A 19,511-nucleotide genomic window follows, 5' to 3' on the forward strand; every position below is an offset into this window, starting at 1 on the left:
TGGCACCAAGCTCGCCACGTTAGCGACCGGAACGTTCCATCTCCCGCACCGAGAACTCCCAGAAGGAACGTTCAATCACCGTACCCGCTGGCCACTGCCTGGCAATGTCGACCATGAGCGCTGCCAAAGAATCGGCATCCTGGCGGCCCCAGCCTTGCGCGTCCAGCCCATCGCCGATCGCGGTGACATACCGGTCTAGCGTGAGGTCGGGAAACTCGGCAGTCCGTGCCGTGGTGGTCGGACGAGCTGACGAGAGACCGGCGAACCCTCGGGAGCATCCGCACTCGTTTGCCGGGTCCCGACGGTCACGGGCGCACCGCTCCTGCACGGGGTCTGAGTAGTAGTAGAACGAAAACGTCCGCTAAGGGCTTGGTCGTTCCACTACTACTCAGACCCGTGAGCTGGTGCGCAGGGTCAGCCGAGAGGGGGCCGGCCGGCAAACAGCTGGTGAAAGTGGTTGATCGGCCCGTTGCCCGCACCGACTTCCAGTTCGTTCGCATGCAGCAGCGCATCCTGCAGCCAGGCCTTGACCCGCGACAGCGACATGGCCCAGTCGCCCGTCCGGGCCTGAACCGTCGCCATGGCCGAGGAAAGCGAACAGCCCGTCCCGTGCGTGTTGCTCGTGTCGACGCGAGGCGAAGCGAACTCGACCACGGTGTCGGCCAGTAATCCCTGGGTGTTGACCAGCGCATCCGGACAGCTGACACCGGTCAGGTGTCCACCCTTGACCAGCACTGTCACCCCCGAGATCCTGGATAAGCGCTTGCCCTGTTCCACCGCCTCGGGCCAGCTGCACGCGGTCGGCTCCTGCAGCAGCACCGCCAGTTCGGGGATATTGGGGGTGACCAGATCGGCGAGAGACACCAAATCCCGCAGGGCCTGCTCGGCGGATGGGGCAAGGAGGCGGTCACCGCTCGTAGCCACCATGACCGGATCCAGAACCACCAGGGGAGGACGGGTGGCTTCCAGCCAGGAGCGGACCTCCCGGATCACATCGACATCGGCCAGCATGCCGATCTTGACGGCATCGATCACGACGTCATCGCTGACCGCGTTGAGCTGCTCGCGGAGAAACTCCACCGGCGGGGTGTGCACGGAGCGTACCCCGCGCGTATTTTGGGCCACTAGGGCGGTCACGACGGCCATGCCGTAGCCACCGTTGGCCGCGATGCTTTTCAGGTCCGCTTGGATGCCTGCGCCGCCGGTGGGGTCGGTTCCAGCGATACTGAGCACTCGGGGGGTCGATCTTAGACTCGCTCTCTGATTCGCTCTGGCGGCATGGCTTAACATGCGTGGCATCCCTTCGTTCGTGCTCGGAGACAGGTTCATCGGGTAGTCATCTCTACTCGGCCGTTTGATTTTCACGTCCACACGGGGTTCCAGGTGTGTAGGGCGATTGCGGCCGTCAGAGACGCACCGGTGATGATCACGCCGGCCGTCAGGACCCACACGTCGATGACTCCGACGTTGGATTCGCGCGCCCACGTGCGTTGGCGGCCGCCGAAGCCTCTGGCCTCCATGGTCGCGGCTAGTCTGGTTGCCCGGCGGATGGCTTGCACCAGCAAGGCCAGGCCCTGGCCGACGGATGCCGTGAACCGGCCCAGGAAACCGACGTTCGAGCCCACACCGCGGGCGCGGCGGGCCATGCCGAGGGTCTGCCATTCCTCGATCATGAGCCCGACCAGCCGCAGGGCGGCCAACGCCCCGAGCACAAAACGATGCGGCAGCCTCAGATTCTGGGCGAGCGAGTCGGCCAGGTCCGTCGGATCGGTGCTGGCGAGCAGAATGATACCCGGCAGGGCGATGGCGATTCCACGCAGCACAATGGCCAGTCCGGACTCCAGCGAGCCTTCCGTGAAGACCAGCGGCCCCCAATCGAGCAGCACGCCACCGGTCTTGGGAGCCAGGAGGGCCGTTCCGTAGCCGCCGACCAGTGCTGCCGCCAGAATCGGCCAGCCGCGCACAACCAGAGCACGGATGCTGACCCCGGCCAGCGGGAAAATCGTCAGCTCACAGACCAGTGCGACTGTCGAGGATGCCCAATCGATGGTGAGGAGCAGGGCCAGCGTCAGGAGCAGAGCTGCGGCGAGCTTGGATAACGGGTTGGCGTGGGCCAGCCACCCGGTGGACCGTGGCACCGCGATGACGTCGGTGCTCATGTCGGTGCTCATGTCGGCACTCATGGCGGCCGTCACGTCGGTGCTCATGCCAGAGCCTCAAGCACGACACGGTCAGGTTCCAGGTGCAGTCGGCGACCGCCCAGAACCTTGGTGAATTCCTCGTCGTGGGTGACGGAGACGACGGCGGTTCCGGCATCCAGCAGCTCGGTGAGCAGCCCGGCCAATTCGGCCCAGGTGTTCGCGTCCTGCCCGAAGGTCGGCTCATCGAGCACCAGAACCTGCGGGCTGGCCGCGAGCACGGTGGCAACGGACAACCGACGCTTTTCGCCCCCCGACAGGGTGAACGGGTTGGCCGCGGTCAGATGCGTCAGGCGGAGCCGCTGCAGAAGATCGTCCACGCGTTCCTCCCCCCGACCCAGACGCCGCGGTCCGAAGTTCAGCTCGTCCAGAACGTTACCGGTGACAAACTGGTGCTCCGGTTCCTGAAACACCGTGCCGATTCGAGCGATGAGCTCTGACCCGGTCCAGGCAAAGGGATCAGGCCCGGCTTCGCGGTGCAGCACGGCGGATGCGACGACCTCACCCCGGGCGGCGGGCAGCAGCCCGCCCAGAGTCAGGGCGACCGTGGATTTGCCGACGCCGTTGGGACCGGTGATGCTCAGTGCCAGCCCGGCTCGCACCTCGGCCGAAAGTCCTGCAACAACGGGGGTGACCGGATGCCGACGGTTTGATCGCCGGCGGGAGACGCCGAGGCCTGACGCACTCAGGAGTACTGAGCCATCGGTTCCGCGCAAGCCTCCGTTCTGGTCGGTCGGCGGATTCACGCGGCTTCGGGTCTCGGGGACGAAACCCGGAACCCACACTCCGGCCCCGATCAGCATCCGGCGGGCCTGGTTCAGCACATTGGCGGGGGAGCCGTCGATCATGACGCCTCCGCCGGGCTCCAGAACGACAATCCGGGTCGCCACATCCGCCCAAATGGCCACCCGATGCTCGACCACGACCAGTGTCGCCCCCGTGCGGTCAAGGGTTCTCACCACCGCGTCGCGCACCTCGAGCACGCCTGCCGGGTCAAGGTTCGCCGTCGGCTCATCCAACAGGATCAGGCCCGGCCGCATGGCCAGGATGCCGGCCAGCCCGAGGCGTTGTTTCTGGCCGCCGGACAGCCGCGAGGTGGGGTGGTCCAGCGGAAGGTTCAGTCCGACGGCGTCGAGAGATTCGTGCACCCGCAGCCAGATTTCCTCCCGGGGTACCGAGAGATTCTCCGCGCCGAATGCGACGTCGTCACCCAACCGGGAGAGGACCACCTGTGAATCCGGATCTTGCTGCATCAGCCCGGAGCGGCCGCGCTGCTCGGCGGCCGGCCGGCCGTCGATCAGCAGCCGGCCGAATTCGGAGGCCTCTTCGTCGCCGCCGAGAACGCCGGCCAGTGCGTGGAGCAGTGTCGACTTGCCGGCTCCGGAGGGGCCAAGTAGCAAAACGCGTTCCCCGGGCTCAATCGTCAGGTTCAGGTCGGCGATCGCCTTGCGGGTGCGGCCGGAATGTTGCCAGCCCCAGCCTGCGGCGGACACCGCAGCGGGCCGTACCCCGTCGTTGCCGTGGTTCTTCGGGAAACCCATCCGTCAGAACACGGATTCCGTGGCTGCTCGTCGGGCGGCCAGGTTGGACAGCGCGCCCGTGCGGCCAAGGCCCCGCACGGCCAGCCAGGACAACAGGCCGGCGATGACGGCACCGGAGACGGCACCGAGAATCAGGTAGACGATCTTCCAACCGAACGCCCACTCGGCGTTACTGCTGAAGCTGGCATGGATGCCCATCGCCACACCGGCCAGCGCCCCGGCGAGCACGGCGACCGACAGCGTGAACTTTCGGTAGCCAAACAGCGCGAAGGCCAACTCGGCCCCGACGCCCTGAATCAGGCCCGAGAGAATGACGGTGAGTCCGAAGGCCGAGCCCAGCAGCGCTTCGACGACGGCGGCCAGCAGTTCACAGTAGAGCGCGGCCCCTGGCTTACGGATGAGCAGACCGCCGATGACGCCGGCAATCAGCCAGCCGCCGCCATAGAGTCCACCGAGAGGCGGAAACGCCGCCGTGATGACCGCGATGCCCGCGTATCCGGCCGACCAGGCCCAGAAGATGACGCCGACGGCGACGGATACGACGGAGGCGACGACGATATCGACGACGCGCCATTCGCGCGTCTTTTTCTTTACAACTGTGGTTTCGGTGTTGGTCATGATGTCCTCCTGAGGAAACAGGAGGGGAGAGGCATCCGTCGAAAGCGGGTCTGGAATCAGACCCGGTGTCGCTGTTGTCTCTGAGAACTCGACTCCCTTCGCCGGTACTAACCGGATCAGGTTCGAGGGTCTGCGTGTGAACGCACTCTCAGCGCCCGACTTCGCTGTTGCGAGCCGGCGCTCCCCTGTCGTTATGTGGCTGTTGTTAAGTGGTGTTGTGGTGCCGAAAGACTCGGCAGGTCTGGTTTACACGAGGTTTGGTACGAGGTCAATTCCGCGCCGCCAGCCAGCCAGCCAAGCAGACGCCAGGCCGCGAGGCATCCGTCTAATACACCGGCTTGGACGGTTCAATTTCTTTCACCCACGCCAGCACGCCTCCCTGCACGTGCCGAATCCGGGTGTAGCCGCGCCGCCGGAGGTTGGCCAGCACGTCGGCCGAACGCGCGCCGGCCTTGCAGTGCAGCACGATGTCCCGATCCTGGCGCAGTTCCGGGATCACATCCTGGGAGAGGATGCGGCCCTGCGGAATCAGCCGGGAGCCCGGGATACTGACGATGGCGTGTTCGCCCGGTTCCCTGACGTCGATCAGATCGAAGTCACCCCGGCCGGCCGCCCGCTCGCCCAACATCGTGGCCAACTGGTGCACGGTGATGCTGTTTTCGACGCCCGGAACCGGCTCTGGAACCACCCCACAGAAGAGTTCGTAGTCGACCAGTTTCGTGATGGGCAGGCCGGCGGGGTCTTTGCAGACGGTGATCTCTCGCCAGGACGACGCCAGCGCATCGAACAGCAGAACACGCCCCAGCAGGGTGCGTCCGACGCCGGTGATCAACTTGACTGCCTCGGTCACCATCATGGACCCGACGGCGGCGCAGAGCATCCCGAAGACCCCGCCTTCCGAGCACGACGGAATCGAGCCGGCGGCAGGGGGCTCTGGGTACAGATCCCGGTAGGTCGGTCCGTGTTTCTCCCAGAAGACGCTGACCTGCCCGTCGAAGCGGAAAATTGACCCCCAAACACAGGGCTTGCCGAGCAGGGCGGCGGCGTCGTTGACCAGGTAGCGCGTAGCGAAATTGTCGGTTCCGTCCACAATCAGGTCGTAGTCGGCAAACAGCGCGAGGGCGTTGTGCGAATCGAGCCGAGTGTCATGCAGCCGCACGGTGACCAGCGGGTTCAGCTCCGCGACCGCGTCTCTGGCCGATTTAAGTTTGGTCCGCCCCACATCCGTCACGCCGTGAATCACCTGACGTTGGAGGTTGCTGAGGTCGACTTCGTCGTCGTCGACGATCCCGAGGGTGCCAACACCGGCGGCGGCAAGATAGAGCAGCACCGGCGAGCCAAGGCCACCGGCGCCGATCACGAGCACCTTGGCGTTCTTCAGCCTTCGTTGACCCAGCGTGCCGATCTCGGGAATCAGGATGTGCCGGGAATAGCGTTCGATTTCCAGGGCGGTCAGGTCGGCAGCCGGCTCGGCCAGGGGCGGCAGCACGCTCACAGGTCCGGGCGTCCTTCCATCGCGGAGGACGCGAGCGCGTGCTGGCGTTTCGGTATTCGCCCGGCCTGGGCGGCGAGCCGGCCCGCGATGACGGCATGTTTGAAAGCCGCACCCATTCGCACCGGATCCTGCGCCCTCGTCACGGCCGTAGCCAGGAGCACGGCGTCGCAGCCGAGCTCCATGGCCAGCGCCGCATCCGAAGCCGTGCCGATTCCGGCATCGAGTACCACTGGAACGCCGGCCCGGGCCACGATCAGCTCGATATTGTGCGGGTTCAGGATGCCGAGCCCCGTGCCGATCGGGGCGCCGAGCGGCATGATGGCGACGGCTCCCAGATTCTCCAACCGCAACGCCAGCACCGGGTCGTCGTTGGTATAGGCGAAGACCTTGAAACCGCGCGCGACCAGCTGTTCCGTGGCGTCTACCAGCTCGACGGCATCCGGCAGCAGCGTTTGCTCATCGGCAATGACCTCAAGCTTGACCCAGTCGGTTTCAAGCGCCTCGCGGGCCAGCTCCGCCGTCAGCACGGCTTCGCGGGCGGTGAAGCAGCCGGCCGTGTTCGGGAGCACACGGATTCCGTTTTTGATCAGCAGGTCAAACAGGGACCCGGCCACGTCGGGGCTGTACCGGCGCATGGCCACCGTGGTGAGTTCCGTACCGGATGCCAGCAGGGCAGCTCCCAGCCCGTCGAGGCTGGGCGCTCCGCCGGTGCCCATGATCAGGCGCGAGTTCAGGTGCACCCCGTCGATCAGCAAGGAATCACGACCCATTTTTTCGCCGGCGCTCGCGTAATCGTGGAGACTCGCGCGTTCCTGGAGACGGGCGGATTCATGGAGGCTCGCGGGTTTTGGGAGACGCAGAGTGTCCCGGGTATTCATCGGTCTAGCCTCCCTGCACTGCCGTAATTATTTCGATGTCGTCACCGGGGTTCAGGGCCGTGGTCGACCACTGGCTCCGCGGTACCACTGCGGCGTTAAGGGCGACGGCGACGCCGAGTCGCTTCCCATCCGCCGCCTGACCATCCGGCGCAATCCGGCGTCCGGTTGCTTCCCCGACCAGATCGGTGACGGTCTCGCCCGGCCTGTGCGCACGCGCGGCTCCGTTGAGGGTGATGTCGGGCAGCGATGTGTCTGTCAGGCGTGTTTCAGCTACGGGTGTTTCAGGCAAGCTGGGCCTCCTTCGATGTGGTGGGTCGTGAAAAACGGTCGGGACGAAAGCGGTTCCACCGGGCGTTGTCCGTGCCGTCAAGAAGTTGCAGGCAGAGCTGAGCCGCGATCGGGGTGAGCAGCACACCGTGGCGGAAAAAACCCGTGGCGATGATGAGACCGGCAATGTCTCCGCCGCCACCTCCCGGGGCGCGGGACACGCGTCCGAGCAGCGGTGCATTGTCGGGTGTGCCCGGCCGCGCGCGGGCCGTGGTCTCAATGAGTTCCAGCTCGGCGACAGCGGGCACGAGCACCTGGGAATCCCGCAGCAGTTGATGCACACCGCCGGCGGAAACCGCCGCAGAACCGTCCTCGCGTGAGGTGGCGCCGATCACGAGCGTTCCATCGGAACGCGGAACGAGATACACCGGCAGGCCGCGAACCAGTCCGCGAATAGTCGCCGTGAGCAGTGGCTGGAGGCGCTCCGGAACGCGCAGGCGCAGGATGTCTCCATAAACGGGACGCAGCGGTAACTTCAGCCCGGCGGGCAGCCCGTTGAGCTCCGAAGCCGCCAGGCCGTTGGCCACGATCACCTCGCCCGCGTTGACCGAGGAGCCATCGGCGAGGTAGACGCCGGTGACTCGAGAGGTGGTATCCGATTGGTCTTCATGCAGCAGCCCGACGGCGTTCTGCCGGATCGAGTAATTGTGGGTCCATTTCTCTTGACTGGCGGTGACCGCGATGGCGGATTCCAGCCGACTGGCCAGTAGTCGGGGGTCGGCCTGATGATCCTGTTCGACGTTGAAGGCGCTGGACAGCTGGGGACCCAGCAGGGGTTCCATGGACCGTGCTTCGCGGATGGTCAGCGGCTCCACCAGTAGTCCATGCTGAAGCTGCACCTCGCGCAGATCGGTCAACGCCTGCCGGTCGGCGGCGTCCGCGCCCACGGTTATCGTTCTGGTCAGCCGGTACCCGGTGGAGGCTTCAGCCGTCTCGAGCGGTTTCACAAAGGCTGGATACAGCGCCGCAGAGGCCAGCGTCAGCTCCAGTAGACCTTCTTCCTGATAGTGCAGCTCGCTGACCGGAGCCAGCATGCCTGCTGCCGCATATGTTGCCCCCGAGGCCGGCGCGGGGTCGATGACGGCGACGGTACGGCCGGATTGCGCCGCAGTCCAGGCAATTCCGAGGCCGACAATGCCAGCGCCGATCACGGCAACATCTACGTCTGCCAGAACAGGTGATCCAGTCAAAAAAGCATTCCTTCCCTACGCCGGTACTAGCCGGATCAGGTCTGTTGTTGAACACAACACGGTCGGCCGGTGAATGAGTAACCGGTGCCCTCTCAGCCTGTCTCCCCGATGTGGTGCAGGCTCCCGTAGATCGCCTCTAGTGTAGTTCCAATGGCCCACGATCACGCCCAGCTGTACCTGTGCACGGATGCCCGCAAGGAGCGCGGCGATTTTTCCGCGTTCCTGGATGCCGCCTTCACTGGAGGCGTGGACATCATCCAGCTTCGGGACAAAACCCTCGAGGCCGCCGAGGAACTGGAACTCCTGAGGGTGCTCCAGGGGTCGGCCGAGCGCCACGGCAAGCTGTGGGCCGTCAACGACCGGGCGGACATCGCATCCGTCAGCCAAGCGCCGGTCTTTCACATCGGTCAGAAAGATCTCCCGCTGGCTTCCGCCCGATCTCTCCTGGGCCCCAAAACCAGAATCGGACTCTCCAGCCATACGCCGGAGCAGGTTACCGATGCACTGGCCGCCCCCGGCCTCGACTACTTCTGTGTCGGCCCGGTCTGGGCGACGCCCACCAAACCCGAGCGTGCCGCCGTCGGGTTGGAGCTGGTGCGGTACGCCGCCGAACGCGTGCTGGCTGTCGAAAGCGTGCTGCCCTGGTATGCCATTGGAGGCATTGACCTGGAAAACGTCGAGCAGGTCGTCGCGACCGGAGCGAGCCGCATCGTCGTCGTTCGTGCCATCACCGAGGCCGAGGATCCGACGGAGGCCGCGCAGAAACTCCGCGCTTGCCTGCCACCGTTGGATTAGCGCTGACGTACTCGGGCTTCAGGTGCCAGGGTTGACTTCGGCCGGGGCAATCCTAAGTGTCCGCGCAACGTGCTGGCGGCATACTCGCGGCGGAACAGACCCCGCCGCTGCAACACCGGAACCACATGGTCCACGAAATCGTCAATGCCTCCCGGCAGGGTTGGCGGCATCAGATTGAAGCCGTCGGCGCCGCCGTGCTCAAACCAGCGGGTCATCTCATCCGCAATCTGCTCCGGAGTGCCCACCATCGTGGCGTGCCCGCCGCCGGCCGCCAGGCGGCCCAGCAGCTCGCGCACGGTCGGGCGTGCCTTGGTGCCGGAGGTGGATTGTTCGGTGGCGATGATGCGCAGGATGGTGGCGTATCGGCCCTGGGGCCCGGTGAATTCGTTCAGCGGCGGCAGGGCAGGAATCGGAGCGTCCAGCTCCCAGCCCATGCAGTCCTGTCCGATGAACTGGCCCAGTTGCCGCAGGGAATCCTCGGCTGGCAGCAGGTCATCCAGTTCCCGCTGCAGTGCCCTGGCCTCGGCTTCGGTGGAACCCACGTAGGTCACCAATCCCGGCATGATCGCCACGGCATCCGGGTTGCGACCGGCGGCGCGAATCCGGTCCTTGACGTCGAGGTAGTACTCGCGGGCGCTGTCGCGATCGGCGGCGACGGCGTAAATGGCCTCCGCCCGACGGGCGGCCAGCTCTCGGCCTGGCTCAGAGGCTCCGGCCTGAAAGAGCACCGGATGTCCCTGCGGCGGGCGCGGCACGTTCAGCGGCCCGTCCACCCGGAAGTGTTCCCCGCGGTGGTTGACCGGGTTCACGCGGCCCGGGTCCGCGTAGTTGCCGGCCCGGTCATAACGCAGCGCGTCATCGGCCCAGGAATCCCACAGTCGCAGAACGACGTCCACAAACTCGTCGGCGCGGGCATAGCGCCCCGCGTGGTCCGGCATCTGCTCGAGCCCGTGATTGCGGGCCTCGGCGTCGAACATGGATGTCACGACATTCCAACCGGCGCGGCCGCCGGAAATATGGTCCAGTGATGCCAGCATCCGCGCGGCGTGGAACGGGGTGTAAAACGTGCTGGAGACGGTGCTGACCAGCCCGATTCGCTTCGTGGCCCGACTCATGGCGGCCAGTGCGGTCAGCGGTTCGAGGAACCCACGGGGGCCATCGGCGACATTGCCGGCCGACTGACCGTCCGCGAAGAACACCGCATCCAGCAGTCCGCGCTCGGCCGTGCGAGCCAGCTCCTCAAAATAACCGATATCTCCCAGCCGCTCCGCCGACGATTCCGGATGCCGCCACGCCGCTTTGTGGTGCCCGCAGCCCGAGATGAACAAGTTCAGGTGCAGGCTGCGCACGGCGCGGGGCATCAGCTCATCACCAGTCCGCCGTCGACCACCAGATTTTGTCCGGTGACCGATCGCGACCAGGGAGAGGCGAAGAACAGCGCGGCGTCCGCGAACTCCTCCGGGGTGGTGACCCGGCGAAGGGGTGTCCCGGCCGCAATCAGGTCAAAAACCGCTTCGGGCGTGGCCGAGCTGGCATCCGTTGTGCGCAGGAGTCCGCCCGAAACCATGTTCACTGTGATGCCGTCCGGGCCCAGGTCGTGAGCGAGGGTGCGGGTCAGCGAAAGCAGCGCGGCCTTGGCCGCGGTGTAGTCGTGGTACGGGACCACCGGGTTTTGGAAGAGGTTGGTGCCCACATTGATGATGCGCCCAAAGCCGGTCGCGCGCATCCCGGGCAGTGCCGACTGCACGGTGTTCAGTGCACCCCGCACGGTACCGGAAAATTGCTGCTCCAGGTTTTCCCAAGTCAACGCGTCCGCGTGCGGCCGGGAATCCCCATTGAAGGAGAAATCGGCGAGTGCATTATTGATGACGGTGTTGATCGGTGAGCCGAAATACGCCGCAGCTTCCGCGACCAGGGCAGCGACCTCTGCAGGATCACGCACATCCGCCTGGATGGCCACCGCTCGTTTCGGGAATGCGGCGGCGGTTTCTCGGGCCGTGTCTGCACTGCCCAGGTAGTTAACCACCACTCGGGCGCCTTCGCCCAGGAACGACTGCACCAGGCGGGCCCCGAGCCCACGGGCGCCACCGGTGACCAACACCACCTGGTCACGGATGGGCAGGGCAATAGAGAGTGTTGTGGACTTCATAGAAATGCCTTTCAACCGGGGCGAAGGCATGAACCGCACGGCATCAGCGTTAACCCGGGTTCGGACATCCCTTCGCCAGTGCTAACTGGATCAGGTTCGACGGGTGTCATCTCAGCTCCGAATCGGCCTTCGCCAGCGGGGCACCCCGTGTCACTCCTCCCGACGATAGCCCACCGATGACAACTATTCAGATCGTCGGCGTGTCGTGCTGATGATTTATCGTTTTGGCGTGAGGCGTTTCGAACCCCGGTCGTGCCCGCTTTGTGCGCAACTACTACGCGGGCGATGGTGTCGGTAGATGGAAGACTCGGTACTCCACATTCCTTGCTCGACGATTCGCGAACTCACTGACCACCGCGAGACGCGGCACGATCCAGATCCCGCGCGATCGCCCTGACACCAGCACCACCCAACCTCAGATCCGCGATGCGCAGACGTTCCTCCTGGCCCAGAAAACGTCCCGAAGACGCAACCGTCGGAACGGGTATCCGGCCGCCAGCGGCTTTGATCCATCGATATCCCTGTTTGCGACCCACTCCTATAGATGGGGTCTGCGTCTAGATGGGGTCTGCGTCGTAATGGAACGAAAACGTCCGCTAAGGATTGTGAAGTGGTTACGCGGGTTGCGGTTTTCTGCCGATGCTTTCTTTGTTGAGGTGTCCGTAGACGGTTGATCGTGGCGTTTTGAGTAGGTCCGCGATCTGTTGGACGGTGTGGTTGCCGGCGTCGTAAAATTCTTGGGCGTGAAGGGCCTGCTCGGGCGTAAGTCTGGGCTTACGGCCACCTTTTCGCCCTCGGGCCCGAGCGGCGTTCAGCCCGTCGCGGGTGTTGGCGATGATGAGTTCTCGTTGCAGTTCAGCCAGGACGGAGAGCATCCCGAACATGGCTCTGCCTTCGGCTGTGGTGGTGTCGATGCTTTGCTCGAGCACGCGCAGACCGACGCCTCGTTCTTGGAGGGCAGCGCCGAGGGTGACCAGGTGCAACACGGATCGACCGAGGCGGTCGAGCCGGGTGATGACGAGTTGATCGCCTGCCCTGTTGGCGGAGGCGAGGGCTTTGTCGAGTTCGGGGCGGGATGCTTTGGCCCCGCTGGCGCGATCTAGGTAGATGTCTGCCGGGTCGACGCCGGCGCGGGTGAGGGCATCAATTTGGTGGTCGGGGTTTTGGTCTGCGGTGGAGACGCGCGCGTAGCCGATAAGCATGTGTCGAGAATATCGCACGTCGTGGCTTTGTCGTCGTTGTTTTACGGCGCCAGTTATCGACGTAGATTTGGCGGCGTGTCGTCGGTAGGGTCGTGGTGTCGGTGAATGATCGTTTGTCGACGCCTTGTGCGAAGTAGTCGGGAGCGTGGATGCCTGTCGAATTTCTGACCTTGGATCAGCAACGCCGCTATGGCCGTTATGTCGTTGAACCGAACCAGGCGCAATTGGATCGGTTCTTCCATCTCGACGGGGCAGATTTAGAACAAGTCAATATTCGTCGAGGCGAGCACAACCGTCTGGGATATGCCGTCCAGCTGGGAACTGTCCGATTCTTAGGCACTTTTCTTCCTGACCCCACCGGTGTCCCCGAGGTTGTCGCCGACTATCTGGCTGGGCAATTGGGCATCACAGATCGTGGCGTTCTGGCTCTATATGCCCGTCGCGAGGCGACGAACCGGGAGCATGCTGGTGAGATCCAGCTCGCATACGGGTATCGAGATTTCTCCGACCATGAGGTGCAGGCGGAACTTCGCGCATGGCTGGTCGCGCGGATGTCGATGTCAGGCGAGCGACCGTCCGTACTTTTCGACCTTGCAACCGCGCGCCTCCTCGAGGCAAAAGTCTTGCTGCCGGGGCCGAGCACGCTAATGCGGCGGATCTCCCCGATGCTGGCCAACGTAAGCGTCTGGAAGCACTGCTGGTCGTGCCCTTCGGGGAGACCACGTCGGTGCTAGATCGGCTTCGGCGGGGGCCGACGAGCATCACGGCATCCGGACTGCTGAACGCGTTGACCAGGCTCGTTGAAATTCGTGCATTGGATGTCGGCTCGCTGGATCTGTCTGCGGTGTCCCCGGCCCGGATTGGCGCTTTGGCTCGGTATGCCACGGCTGCGAAGGCTCAGACGGTCTCCCGAATGAGTGAGCAACGTCGAATCGCGACACTGCTCGCCGCCGCCCGTCACCTGGAAGTTGCCGCGACCGATGACGCGTTGGACTTACTGGATCAGCTTTTGAGTGGCCTGCTTGCGAGAGCGGATCGGGCCGGGCAGAAAGATCGTCTACATCATCAGCCCGGGCGCGACGCCGCCACCATCGCCCTTCGAAATGCCGTCCGGGTGCTCCTTGATCCACCCGACGGCGGGATCAAAGCCCTCTGGGAGGCCATCACCCGCACCGTTTCACGGGAGCAACTCGCTGCGGCCGTCGCCGCGGTGGAGGACATCGAACGCCCCGCCGTCGATGTGCACCTCGACGACCTTCTGAGCCGGTACAGCTCGGTCCGCCGCTTTCTGCCCTCCGTGCTGGCCACGCTGGACCTTCACGCGGCACCGGGCGGCCGGGATGCTCTGGCCGCGTTCGCTGCTCTTCGCACGCTCGAGGGACGACACACTGTCCGTGCCGACGAGGTTCCCCTGGAACTTGCCACCGGGGCGTGGCAGCACCGCATCCGCGACGCTGATGGTCTCCTCGATCGTCGCGCATACACCTTTTTGGTGCTCGAACGACTTCGAGAAGCGCTCCGCCGCCGCGACGTTTACGCCCTGCACAGCGAACGGTGGGGAGACCCACGGGCGAAGCTTCTGACCGGACCAGCATGGGAAGCCGCACGTCCCGGCGTCGCTCAAAGTTTCGGACATGACCTTGACCCGCGCACCGAACTGCAGGGTCTCAGCACCGATCTCGACACCGCCTACCGGGCAGTTGCTGGACGCCTCGCCGACAACGCCGCAGTGCGAATCGAGATCGTCGATGGGCGAGACCGCCCCATTTTGACTGCGCTCGACAAGCTCGACGAACCACCCAGCCTGACCACACTTCACACCCTCATCCAAGAACGTCTGCCTCGCATAGATCTGCCCGAACTACTCCTCGAAGTCGCCGGCTGGACCGGTTTCCTCACCGAATTCACCCACGTTTCTGAAGGCGCCGCACGTGCCGATGATCTTGATGTGAGTATCTGCGCGGTTCTGCTCGCTGAGGCCTGCAACATCGGTCTCGAGCCCGTCACCCGGCCAAGCATTCCAGCACTGACACGCGCCCGATTGTCCTGGGCCGATCAGAACTACATCCGAAGCGAAACGATCACCGCAGCCAACGCCCGGTTCGTGGACGCACAAAGCCGGGTACCACTTGCCAGGACTTGGGGTGGTGGGGACGTCGCCTCAGCCGACGGGCTCCGGTTTGTCGTCCCCGTCCGAACCCTCAACGCCGGGCCCAACCCGCGATATTTCGGCCCCGGCAGAGGAGTCACCTACCTCAACTTCCTCTCAGACCAATTCGCCGGCTTCCACGCCATTGTCGTCCCCGGCACACTCCGCGACAGTCTCTACATCCTCGACGGTCTCCTCGAGCAGCAAACAACACTCCAACCCACCGAGTTGATGACCGACACTGCCGGCTACTCCGACCAAGTGTTCGGCCTCTTCCGGCTCCTCGGATACCAATTCAGCCCCCGCCTTGCAGACATCGGCTCGGCCCGCTTCTGGCGCACCGACCGAACTGCGAACTACGGTCCCTTGAACGGCCTTGGCCGAAATCAGATCAACACCGACCTGATCATCGCCCACTGGGATGATCTGCTTCGTGTCGCAGGGAGCCTTGCCACAGGCACAGTGAAAGCGTCAGAGCTTCTTCGTGTCTTGCAAGGAGGAGGCCGGCCAACCCCGCTGGGCCGTGCGGTGGCAGAACTTGGCCGGATATCGAAAACCCTCTACCTCCTCACCTACCTCGATGACGACAGCTACCGGCGAAGAATCCTGACCCAGCTCAACCGCACCGAGGGCCGCCATGCGCTCGCCCGAGACATCTTCCACGGCCACCGCGGGCAACTTCGCCAACGCTACCGTGAGGGTCAAGAAGATCAACTCGGTGCCCTCGGACTCGTCGTCAACGCAATCGTGCTGTGGAACACCCGCTATATGGACGCCGCCCTGGGTGAACTGCGCCAGGAAGGGCGACAGGTAGCCGACGACGACGTGAAACGCCTCTCACCCCTCGGCCACGAACACATCAACTTCCTCGGCCGATACCAATTCAGCACGCCCGAGCTACCGCCCAATCAACTCCGCCCGCTGCGCGATCCGAACAGTCAAGACTGAACGACCGAGCCCTTAGCGGACGTTTTCGTTCCATTACTACTCAGACCCCTGCACGTAAACAAGCTCGCCCTCGACTGCGAAGGAGTAGTCTCCTTCGCGGAATCCCTGCTTTTCGCGAGTCGCTGTGAGCACCTTCATGTTCGTCTCCATCTGTCAGGCGGAACATCCGCTGTTCCAGATGTACCGCTGACCACCGACACTCCCGGCGGGTCAGGTGAGCTTGATCTGGCGGTTGACGTCTTTGTAGAGCAGGTAGCGGAAGTTGCTCGGGCCACCGGCATAGCAGGCCTGCGGGCAGAACGCGCGGAGGGACATGTAGTCGCCCTCCTGCACTTCCACCCAGTCCTGGTTGAGCCGGTAGACAGCCTTGCCCTCCAGCACGTACAGCCCGTGTTCCATCACGTGGGTCTCGGCAAACGGGATGGATGCCCCCGGCTCGAACGTGACGACGTTGACGTGCATGTCATAGGCCAGGTCATCCGTCGGCAGCATGCGTGTCGTGCGCCACTTGTTGTCGGTTCCGGGCATCGCGCCGGGCTCGATGTCCTGCTCGTTGCCGACGACGGCCTTCGGCGTGTGACCGGCCAGCGGCTGGTAGGCCTTGCGAATCCACTGGAACTTCACCAGCTCGCCGCCGTTGTTCGCGACCTCCCACGTCGAGCCGGGCGGCAGGAATGCGAATCCGCCTGGAGCCAACTCGTGTTTCTCGCCCTCGAGTGTGAGCGTGAGTGCGCCCTGCAGCAGAAAGACGAAGGACTCGACGCCTGCTTCTGGCTCAGGGTCTCTCGAGCCACCACCGGGCGCGACCTCGATCAGGTACTGGGCGAACGTCGTCGCCCCGCCCGCAACCGGGCGATTGAGTATCCACGTGCGCGTCTTGGTCCAGTCAGGGAGCTCGCTGACGACGATGTCACGCAGTACCCCGCGGGGAATGACGGTGTACGCCTCGGTGACCACGGCGCGGCTGGTGAGCAGGTCGGTCTGGGGCGGGAGCAGCGTCTCTGGCGCGTAGTAGGTGGGGGTCACGGTCGGTCCTTACTTCGTGGTCGGGCTGGCTCGGCGAGTGCAGGGTGGGCAGGCCGGGGGTGGGCCAGGCCGGCGAGCTGCGCCGACGAAACGCCGGCCAGGCTCGCGACTTCGGCTTCGGTCACGGCGCCGCAGGCAAGGCCCCGGTAGAGGAACCCGGCGAGGGCCCTGGCGGTTGCCGGCTCGTCCATGATGCCGCCCTCGGTGCGGCGCACATAGTTCTTCAGCCGACCGGCCGCAGCGGGCAGCCCCTCGCGGTAGAACGCATAGGTCGCGATGAAGCGGCTCGCGAGCTGCACGGCGTGCAGGTCCCAGCCCTGGTAGTAGCCATTCTCCAGCGAACGGCGCACCAGCCGGGCGTGCAATTTCCAGGCGGAGACGACGGCATCCGGCTCACCGACCGGGATGATGTTTGTCGAGCCGTCGGAGAGGCGCACGCCGGTTCCGGCCACCGCCACCTGCATGACCTGCTTGGCGAAGTCCGCCGCCGGATGCTCCATCGACTGGTACTCAGCGGCGATGCCGAGCGAGGCGCTGTAGTCGTAGGTGCCGTAGTGCAGAGCGCTGATTCGGCCGTCGGCTGCGTGCAGCAGTCTGGCGACGGGAACGGTGCCATCCGCCGCAAGAATCAGCTGCGGCGTCTCCATCTGCACCTCGAAGCGCAGTCGCCCGTGCGGCAGGCCGTGCGCGACCTCCAGCTTCTGGCAGGCGTAGACCATCGCTTCGACCTGCGCCACGGTGCTCACCTTCGGCAGGGTCAGCACCAGGCCGTCAGGGAGGTCGCCGGCAGCGACCAGGGCACCGATGAACAGATCGAGGGTGCGAAGGCCCCGCGCACGGGTCGGTGCCTCAAAACACTTAAAACGGATGCCGATGAAGGGCGGCGCGGCACCGGTCGCCACAGCCTCGGCCACACGTGCCGCCGCCGCCAGGGCATCCGCGTCTTCCACGTCGTCTCCACGGTCGCTGTAGCCGTCTTCGAAGTCGAGGCGCAGATCTTCGATCGGCTCGCTGTCGAGCTTCGCCAAGGCCCGCGCTGACACCTGGGTCGCCAGGTCGGCGTCAAGGCCGAGCGTGCGGCAGAGTTCTTCGATTCCCCCGTGCGACCGCACCGCGGCGAGCGCCTGCTCACCCCACTCTGCCGCGAGCGCCGGAGTGAACCGATCGGCAGGAACGTAGACCGTGTGCACCGGCTGCCTGGTTCCGGAGTCGCCGGGGTAGCCGGCGCCCAGGAGGCGATCGGTATCGGCGAGCGAGGCATCGATGAAGGCCAGGTCGTCTCCGGTGAGCGCCGTCGTGGTGACGACATGCGCGACCATCAGGCGGTCACCAGTTCATAGGCCGGTGTGGTGAGGAAGTCGGTGTACTCCTCAGAGAGGCAGATGTCTGCAATGAGGCTGCTGGCCGGCTGATAGAACTTCACGAACATCTCCTCCCCCACCTCACCGCGGAGCTTCTCGGTTTCCTCGCCCAGAATACGCGTCACGAGCTCGCGCGTGACGGTGTTTCCGGTGTCGGCCAGCACCACCGAATTGCGGATCTGCTGCCACACCTGCGAGCGGGAGATCTCCGCTGTCGCCGCGTCTTCCATCAGGTTGCGGATGGCGACGGCGCCGTTTCCCGACAACCAGACGGCGACATAGGCCACGGCGACGTAGAGGTTCGACCTGAGACCGGCTTCCGTGACCTGCCCAGGCGCCGTCGTCACGTCCAGCAGCTCAGCCGCGGTCACGGTCACGTCGTCGCGCTTTCGGTCGATCTGGTTCGGTCGGTCGCCGAGTACAGCGTCGAAGACCTCCTGGCAGACCGGAACGAGATCGGGGTGGGCAACCCAGGAGCCGTCGAACCCGTCGCCCGCCTCCCGCGTCTTGTCGGCCCGCACCTTGTCGAATGCAGCAGCGGTCACCTCCGGTTCACGGCGATTCGGGATGACGGCGGCCATGCCGCCCATCGCGAATGCTTCGCGGCGGTGGCAGGTCTTCACCAGCAGCTCGGTGTACGCGCGCATGAACGGTGCGGTCATCGAGACGTCGGCACGGTCGGGAAGTATGAAATCACTGCCAGCATCCCGGAAATATTTGATGATGCTGAAGAGGTAGTCCCAGCGACCGGCGTTCAGGCCAGACGCGTGGTCTCGCAGCTCGTAGAGGATCTCGTCCATCTCGAATGCTGCGGGAATGGTCTCGATCAACACGGTCGCGCGAATTGACCCCTGCGGGATGCCGAGTTCACCCTGGGCGAAGACGAAGACGTCGTTCCACAGGCGCGCCTCGAGGTGGCTCTCCAGCTTCGGCAGGTAGTAATACGGACCCTGGCCGTTCGCGAGCAGCTGCGCCGCATTGTGGAAGAAGTGCAGGCCGAAGTCGACAAGTGCACCACTAACCGCCTGCCCGTCCACCGTGATGTGGTGCTCGTCGAGGTGCCAACCGCGAGGGCGAACGACGGCGACAGACAGCGGCGCGTCAGAACGGAGGGTGTATTCCTTGCCCTCCGGCGAGGTGTACGCCAGTGTGCCACGTGCTGCATCGAACAGGGAGAGCTGCGAATCGACCACGTTGTGCCAGGTGGGCGCATTCGCGTCTTCGAGGTCGGCCAGCCAGACCTTCGCGCCGGAGTTCAGCGCATTGATGGCCATCTTGACTGGTGAGGCCGGCCCGGTCATCTCAACGCGGCGGTCCAGAAGGGCGGCCGGCGCCGGGGCGACTCTCCAGCTGCCCTCCCTGATTGCTGCGGTCTCGGGCAGGAAGTCGAGCCTTCCAGTACGAGCGACCTCCTCACGGACCACCGCACGGGCGGCCAGCCGCTCGGCACGACGGTCGGCGAACTCCCGGTGCAGCTTCTCAATGAACCGCAGGGCATCCGGTGTCAGGATCTCCCCTGATCGCGTCACGGAGGGGCGAGTGCTGATTTCAATTGACATCTGTCGGTCCTTCTCGTTTCGCTTCAGGTTTCAACGCCGTGCCGCGGCCGGTCGCCGCCAGTGTGACACCAGCAC

Annotated in this window: 16 protein-coding genes, 3 pseudogenes and 2 riboswitches; of the genes and pseudogenes, 2 read left to right on the forward strand and 17 right to left on the reverse strand. The window is 65.0% G+C overall.

The genetic code is table 11. The features are described 5' to 3' along the window. Nucleotides 1-19: 19 nt before the first annotated feature. The 9 genes and pseudogenes from K323_RS30925 to thiO form a co-directional block, all read right to left on the reverse strand. Nucleotides 20-328, reverse strand: a complete 309-nt coding sequence (locus K323_RS30925; protein ID WP_022886883.1) for a DUF7715 family protein — start codon at nucleotides 326-328, stop codon at nucleotides 20-22. A 113-nt stretch (nucleotides 329-441) separates the two neighbouring features. Beyond that, nucleotides 442-1,299, reverse strand: a pseudogene (thiD, locus tag K323_RS27365) (bifunctional hydroxymethylpyrimidine kinase/phosphomethylpyrimidine kinase); the annotation flags it as partial. A gap of 62 nt (nucleotides 1,300-1,361) precedes the next feature. Beyond that, nucleotides 1,362-2,159, reverse strand: a complete 798-nt coding sequence (locus K323_RS0119200; RefSeq protein WP_051147442.1) for an energy-coupling factor transporter transmembrane component T family protein — start codon at nucleotides 2,157-2,159, stop codon at nucleotides 1,362-1,364. 44 nt (nucleotides 2,160-2,203) lie between these two features. Continuing rightward, entirely contained in the window at nucleotides 2,204-3,739 is a 1,536-nt protein-coding gene (locus K323_RS0119205) for an ABC transporter ATP-binding protein (RefSeq protein WP_022886886.1), read from the reverse strand. A gap of 3 nt (nucleotides 3,740-3,742) precedes the next feature. Beyond that, on the reverse strand, nucleotides 3,743-4,357 hold the full coding sequence (locus K323_RS0119210) for an ECF transporter S component (protein WP_022886887.1): 615 nt from the start codon (nucleotides 4,355-4,357) through the stop codon (nucleotides 3,743-3,745). A gap of 76 nt (nucleotides 4,358-4,433) precedes the next feature. Then, nucleotides 4,434-4,554, reverse strand: a riboswitch (TPP riboswitch). Nucleotides 4,555-4,682: 128 nt separating this feature from the next. Beyond that, nucleotides 4,683-5,852, reverse strand: coding sequence for a molybdopterin-synthase adenylyltransferase MoeB (gene moeB, locus K323_RS0119215; protein ID WP_022886888.1), 1,170 nt, complete (start codon nucleotides 5,850-5,852; stop codon nucleotides 4,683-4,685). Beyond that, nucleotides 5,849-6,622 (reverse strand): thiazole synthase, encoded by a 774-nt coding sequence (locus tag K323_RS0119220; protein ID WP_022886889.1) that lies wholly within the window; start codon nucleotides 6,620-6,622, stop codon nucleotides 5,849-5,851. Before K323_RS0119220 ends, moeB begins: the two co-directional genes overlap by 4 nt. A 112-nt stretch (nucleotides 6,623-6,734) precedes the next feature. Continuing rightward, the gene (thiS, locus tag K323_RS0119225) at nucleotides 6,735-7,019 is read right to left on the reverse strand and encodes a sulfur carrier protein ThiS (protein ID WP_022886890.1); all 285 of its coding nucleotides are present in this window, start codon (nucleotides 7,017-7,019) and stop codon (nucleotides 6,735-6,737) included. After that, the gene (gene thiO, locus K323_RS0119230) at nucleotides 7,012-8,247 is read right to left on the reverse strand and encodes a glycine oxidase ThiO (RefSeq protein ID WP_022886891.1); all 1,236 of its coding nucleotides are present in this window, start codon (nucleotides 8,245-8,247) and stop codon (nucleotides 7,012-7,014) included. The genes thiS and thiO overlap by 8 nt, the downstream gene beginning before the upstream one ends. Nucleotides 8,248-8,397: 150 nt before the next feature. Here thiO and thiE point away from each other — a divergent pair, with 150 nt between their 5' ends. Then, nucleotides 8,398-9,042 carry a thiamine phosphate synthase gene (gene thiE / locus K323_RS0119235; protein WP_022886892.1) on the forward strand — a complete coding sequence of 215 codons (645 nt, stop codon included), beginning with the start codon at nucleotides 8,398-8,400 and terminating at the stop codon, nucleotides 9,040-9,042. Here thiE and K323_RS27370 read toward each other — a convergent pair. The 4 genes and pseudogenes from K323_RS27370 to K323_RS0119250 all read right to left on the reverse strand — a co-directional run bounded on the left by K323_RS27370 (nucleotide 9,039) and on the right by K323_RS0119250 (nucleotide 12,393). Then, nucleotides 9,039-10,403 (reverse strand): LLM class flavin-dependent oxidoreductase, encoded by a 1,365-nt coding sequence (locus K323_RS27370; RefSeq protein ID WP_022886893.1) that lies wholly within the window; start codon nucleotides 10,401-10,403, stop codon nucleotides 9,039-9,041. The genes thiE and K323_RS27370 overlap by 4 nt on opposite strands. Beyond that, nucleotides 10,403-11,191, reverse strand: coding sequence for a 3-oxoacyl-ACP reductase (locus K323_RS0119245; RefSeq protein ID WP_022886894.1), 789 nt, complete (start codon nucleotides 11,189-11,191; stop codon nucleotides 10,403-10,405). Before K323_RS0119245 ends, K323_RS27370 begins: the two co-directional genes overlap by 1 nt. A 50-nt stretch (nucleotides 11,192-11,241) precedes the next feature. Further along, nucleotides 11,242-11,349, reverse strand: a riboswitch (TPP riboswitch). Nucleotides 11,350-11,550: 201 nt separating this feature from the next. Continuing rightward, nucleotides 11,551-11,736, reverse strand: a pseudogene (locus K323_RS30930) (helix-turn-helix domain-containing protein); the annotation flags it as partial. Nucleotides 11,737-11,805: 69 nt separating this feature from the next. Further along, entirely contained in the window at nucleotides 11,806-12,393 is a 588-nt protein-coding gene (locus tag K323_RS0119250) for a recombinase family protein (protein WP_022886895.1), read from the reverse strand. Between the two features lie 149 nt (nucleotides 12,394-12,542). On the opposite strand from K323_RS0119250, the pseudogene K323_RS27375 reads away from it, so the two are divergent. Then, nucleotides 12,543-15,490: pseudogene (locus tag K323_RS27375) on the forward strand (Tn3 family transposase). A 36-nt stretch (nucleotides 15,491-15,526) separates the two neighbouring features. On the opposite strand, the gene K323_RS30935 reads toward K323_RS27375, so the two are convergent. The 4 genes from K323_RS30935 to aceB all read right to left on the reverse strand — a co-directional run bounded on the left by K323_RS30935 (nucleotide 15,527) and on the right by aceB (nucleotide 19,436). Continuing rightward, entirely contained in the window at nucleotides 15,527-15,628 is a 102-nt protein-coding gene (locus K323_RS30935; RefSeq protein WP_425402292.1) for a DUF7715 family protein, read from the reverse strand. A gap of 72 nt (nucleotides 15,629-15,700) precedes the next feature. Beyond that, a complete protein-coding gene (locus K323_RS0119265) occupies nucleotides 15,701-16,516 on the reverse strand; it encodes a bifunctional allantoicase/(S)-ureidoglycine aminohydrolase (protein WP_022886897.1) in 816 nt (271 codons plus the stop codon). Beyond that, nucleotides 16,513-17,835, reverse strand: coding sequence for a DUF6986 family protein (locus K323_RS0119270; RefSeq protein ID WP_022886898.1), 1,323 nt, complete (start codon nucleotides 17,833-17,835; stop codon nucleotides 16,513-16,515). The genes K323_RS0119265 and K323_RS0119270 overlap by 4 nt, the downstream gene beginning before the upstream one ends. Further along, nucleotides 17,835-19,436, reverse strand: a complete 1,602-nt coding sequence (gene aceB, locus K323_RS0119275; RefSeq protein ID WP_022886899.1) for a malate synthase A — start codon at nucleotides 19,434-19,436, stop codon at nucleotides 17,835-17,837. The genes K323_RS0119270 and aceB overlap by 1 nt, the downstream gene beginning before the upstream one ends. Nucleotides 19,437-19,511 lie beyond the last annotated feature (75 nt).

It is taken from the genome of Glaciibacter superstes DSM 21135 (assembly GCF_000421145.1).
Taxonomy (GTDB): domain Bacteria; phylum Actinomycetota; class Actinomycetes; order Actinomycetales; family Microbacteriaceae; genus Cryobacterium; species Cryobacterium superstes.